This is a genomic window from Staphylococcus sp. EG-SA-2, assembly GCF_017152085.1.
The window spans coordinates 1-3,624 of the sequence record NZ_JACYHC010000535.1 but is presented as its reverse complement, the minus strand read 5'-3'; the positions used below and the strand labels follow the sequence as shown (position 1 = coordinate 3,624).

The 3,624-nt window shown below is 33.1% G+C and carries 5 protein-coding genes and 1 pseudogene; all 6 read left to right on the top strand.

Annotation, left to right across the window (positions count from 1 at the left end; translation table 11 throughout):
- On the top strand, nt 1–1,397 hold a 1,397-nt coding region (locus IDG60_RS08920), incomplete at its 5' end, for an FtsK/SpoIIIE domain-containing protein (protein ID WP_274611439.1).
- A gap of 29 nt (nt 1,398–1,426) precedes the next feature.
- Nucleotides 1,427–1,819 (top strand): type VII secretion substrate EsaC, encoded by a 393-nt coding sequence (esaC, locus tag IDG60_RS08915; RefSeq protein WP_001010291.1) that lies wholly within the window; start codon nt 1,427–1,429, stop codon nt 1,817–1,819.
- Between the two features lie 15 nt (nt 1,820–1,834).
- Entirely contained in the window at nt 1,835–2,149 is a 315-nt protein-coding gene (esxB, locus tag IDG60_RS08910) for a WXG100 family type VII secretion effector EsxB (protein WP_000509667.1), read from the top strand.
- Complete coding sequence (locus IDG60_RS08905; protein ID WP_000655877.1) at nt 2,149–2,823, top strand: DUF5081 family protein; 675 nt, start codon at nt 2,149–2,151, stop codon at nt 2,821–2,823. The genes esxB and IDG60_RS08905 overlap by 1 nt, the downstream gene beginning before the upstream one ends.
- A complete protein-coding gene (esxD, locus tag IDG60_RS08900) occupies nt 2,823–3,140 on the top strand; it encodes a type VII secretion system extracellular protein EsxD (RefSeq protein ID WP_000175723.1) in 318 nt (105 codons plus the stop codon). The genes IDG60_RS08905 and esxD overlap by 1 nt, the downstream gene beginning before the upstream one ends.
- Before the next feature lie 9 nt (nt 3,141–3,149).
- Nucleotides 3,150–3,624, top strand: a pseudogene (locus IDG60_RS08895) (DNA/RNA non-specific endonuclease); the annotation flags it as partial.

Genomic DNA, 3,624 nt, shown 5'->3' with positions numbered 1-3,624 from the left:
GTCCAGGATATGGTAGAACAACGTTCTTACACAACATTATTTTCGATGTTGCAAGACACCATCGTCCTGATCAAGCACACATGTACTTGTTCGATTTCGGTACCAATGGTTTGATGCCAGTCACAGACATACCACATGTCGCTGATTACTTTACAGTAGATCAAGAAGACAAGATTGCGAAGGCGATACGTATATTTAATGATGAAATCGATCGCCGTAAGAAGATTTTAAGTCAGTATCGTGTTACTAGTATTTCTGAATATCGAAAATTAACTGGTGAAACAATTCCGCATGTCTTTATTCTTATTGATAACTTTGACGCAGTAAAAGATTCACCTTTTCAAGAAGTTTTTGAAAATATGATGATTAAAATGACACGTGAAGGGCTAGCATTAGACATGCAAGTAACCTTAACTGCCTCAAGAGCTAACGCTATGAAAACACCAATGTACATTAATATGAAAACGCGTATCGCCATGTTTTTATATGATAAATCAGAAGTGTCGAACGTAGTAGGACAGCAAAAATTTGCGGTTAAAGATGTAGTGGGTCGAGCATTGTTAAGTAGCGATGACAACGTATCATTCCATATTGGCCAACCATTTAAACATGATGAGACCAAATCATATAATGATCAAATTAATGATGAAGTATCGGCGATGACAGAATTTTATAAAGGTGAAACACCAAGTGATATTCCTATGATGCCAGATGAAATTAAATATGAAGATTACAGAGAATCATTAAGCTTACCGGATATAGTTGCAAATGGTGCTTTACCAATTGGATTAGATTATGAAGGTGTTACACTACAAAAAATTAAATTAACTGAACCAGCAATGATTTCATCAGAAAATCCGAGAGAAATTGCGCATATTGCTGAAATTATGATGAAAGAAATTGACATATTAAATGAAAAATATGCGATTTGTATCGCAGATTCAAGTGGAGAGTTTAAAGCTTATAGACATCAAGTGGCTAACTTTGCCGAAGAAAGAGAAGACATTAAAGCGATTCATCAACTAATGATTGAAGACTTAAAACAAAGAGAAATGGACGGTCCGTTTGAAAAAGATTCACTTTACATTATCAATGATTTTAAAACATTTATTGATTGCACGTATATTCCGGAAGATGATGTTAAAAAACTTATTACAAAAGGACCAGAACTTGGCTTGAACATTTTATTTGTCGGTATTCATAAAGAATTAATAGATGCTTATGATAAACAGATTGATGTTGCACGTAAAATGATTAACCAATTTAGTATAGGTATTCGTATTTCAGACCAACAATTCTTTAAATTTAGATTTATTCAACGAGAACCTGTTATTAAAGAAAATGAAGCATATATGGTCGCAAACCAAGCTTATCAAAAGATTAGATGGTTTAAATAGCAATGAATTAAATAGGAGGGAGGTATGTTATGAATTTTAATGATATTGAAACAATGGTTAAGTCGAAATTTAAAGATATTAAAAAGCATGCTGAAGAGATTGCGCATGAAATTGAAGTTCGTTCTGGATATTTAAGAAAAGCTGAACAATATAAGCGATTAGAATTTAATTTGAGTTTTGCACTAGATGATATTGAAAGCACAGCAAAGGACGTACAAACTGCAAAAACTAGTGCTAATAAGGACAGTGTAACTGTTAAAGGAAAAGCGCCCAATACGTTATATATCGAAAAAAGAAATTTGATGAAACAAAAGCTTGAAATGTTGGGTGAAGATATCGATAAAAATAAAGAATCCCTCCAAAAAGCTAAGGAAATTGCTGGAGAAAAGGCAAGTGAATATTTTAATAAAGCAATGAATTAATATTGAGGTGAAGATATGGGTGGATATAAAGGTATTAAAGCAGATGGTGGCAAGGTTGATCAAGCAAAACAATTAGCGGCAAAAACAGCTAAAGATATTGAAGCATGTCAAAAGCAAACGCAACAGCTCGCTGAGTATATCGAAGGTAGTGATTGGGAAGGACAGTTCGCCAATAAGGTGAAAGATGTGTTACTCATTATGGCAAAGTTTCAAGAAGAATTAGTACAACCGATTGCTGACCATCAAAAAGCAATTGATAACTTAAGTCAAAATCTAGCGAAATACGATACATTATCAATTAAGCAAGGGCTTGATAGGGTGAACCCATGATGAAAGATGTTAAGCGAATAGATTATTTTTCTTACGAAGAATTAACAATTTTAGGTGGTAGTAAATTACCTCTCGTAAATTTTGAATTGTTTGATCCATCAAATTTTGAAGAAGCTAAAGCGGCTTTAATTGAAAAGGAATTAGTAACAGAGAATGACAAGTTAACTGATGCAGGTTTTAAAGTGGCTACATTAGTCAGAGAGTATATTAGCGCAATTGTAAATATTCGAATTAATGATATGTATTTTGCACCATTTAGCTATGAAAAAGATGAATATATTTTGTTAAGCCGGTTTAAAAATAATGGATTTCAAATACGAATTATAAATAAAGACATTGCATGGTGGTCGATTGTACAATCATATCCTTTATTAATGAGACAAGAAAAGTCCAATGATTGGGACTTTAAACAAATTGACGATGAAACATTGGAGAACTTAAATAATGAAAGTATCGATACGATTGGGCGTGTTTTAGAAATTGAAATATACAATCATCAAGGTGACCCTCAACAAAGTTTATATAACATTTATGAACAAAATGATTTGCTACTCATTCGATACCCATTAAAAGATAAAGTACTGAATGTTCATATTGGCGTCATTAATACATTTATACGAGAATTATTTGGATTCAATACTGATGAAAATCATATTAATAAAGCAGAGGAGTAATGACGTTGAGTGGAAAAATTAGTGTTAAAGCTGAAACGATTGCACATGTTGTAAAAGAATTGGAAAGCATTAGTCAAAAGTATGATGAAATAGCTCAAAACTTTGGAAAAATTGCGCAATTAAATTACTACAGTAGTGAAAAAGCTTCACATTCTATGGAAAACGGCTATAGTAGTGCTGCAACAGTCATTAGTGGTCTCAAAGGTCCATTGAGTACACTCGGTGGTGGTGTCATGAATTCAGCACAAAAGTTCTTTGAAGCAGATGAACATTGGGGTACGGAATTTGCCAAGCTTTACTATAATATTGAGGGATAGGTGCATGACATGACAAAAGATATTGAATATTTAACAGCTGATTATGACAATGAAAAGTCATCTATCCAAAGTGTAATAGATGCAATAGAGGGGCAAGACTTCTTAGATGTAGATACAACAATGGATGATGCGGTAAGCGATGTCAGTTCTTTAGACGAAGATGGCGCAATATCATTAACAAGTAGTGTAGTAGGTCCACAAGGATCTAAATTAATGGGCTATTATCAAAATGAGTTATATGATTATGCATCTCAATTAGATTCGAAAATGAAAGAAATTATTGACACGCCATTTATAGAAGATATAGATAAAGCATTCAAAGGTATAACGAATGTTAAATTGGAAAATATATTAATTAAAAATGGCGGTGGTCATGGTAGAGATACCTATGGGGCTTCTGGGAAAATTGCAAAGGGAGATGCCAAGAAAAGTGACAGCGATGTTTATAGCATCGATGAAATATTAAAATCGGATCAAGAATTTG

Bases quoted from the DNA above. Each gene is read 5' to 3' on its own strand.
- IDG60_RS08905 (WP_000655877.1), top strand. From the start codon at position 2,149: ATGAAAGATGTTAAGCGAATAGATTATTTTTCTTACGAAGAATTAACA.
- esxD (WP_000175723.1), top strand. From the start codon at position 2,823: ATGACGTTGAGTGGAAAAATTAGTGTTAAAGCTGAAACGATTGCACAT.
- esaC (WP_001010291.1), top strand. From the start codon at position 1,427: ATGAATTTTAATGATATTGAAACAATGGTTAAGTCGAAATTTAAAGAT.
- esxB (WP_000509667.1), top strand. From the start codon at position 1,835: ATGGGTGGATATAAAGGTATTAAAGCAGATGGTGGCAAGGTTGATCAA.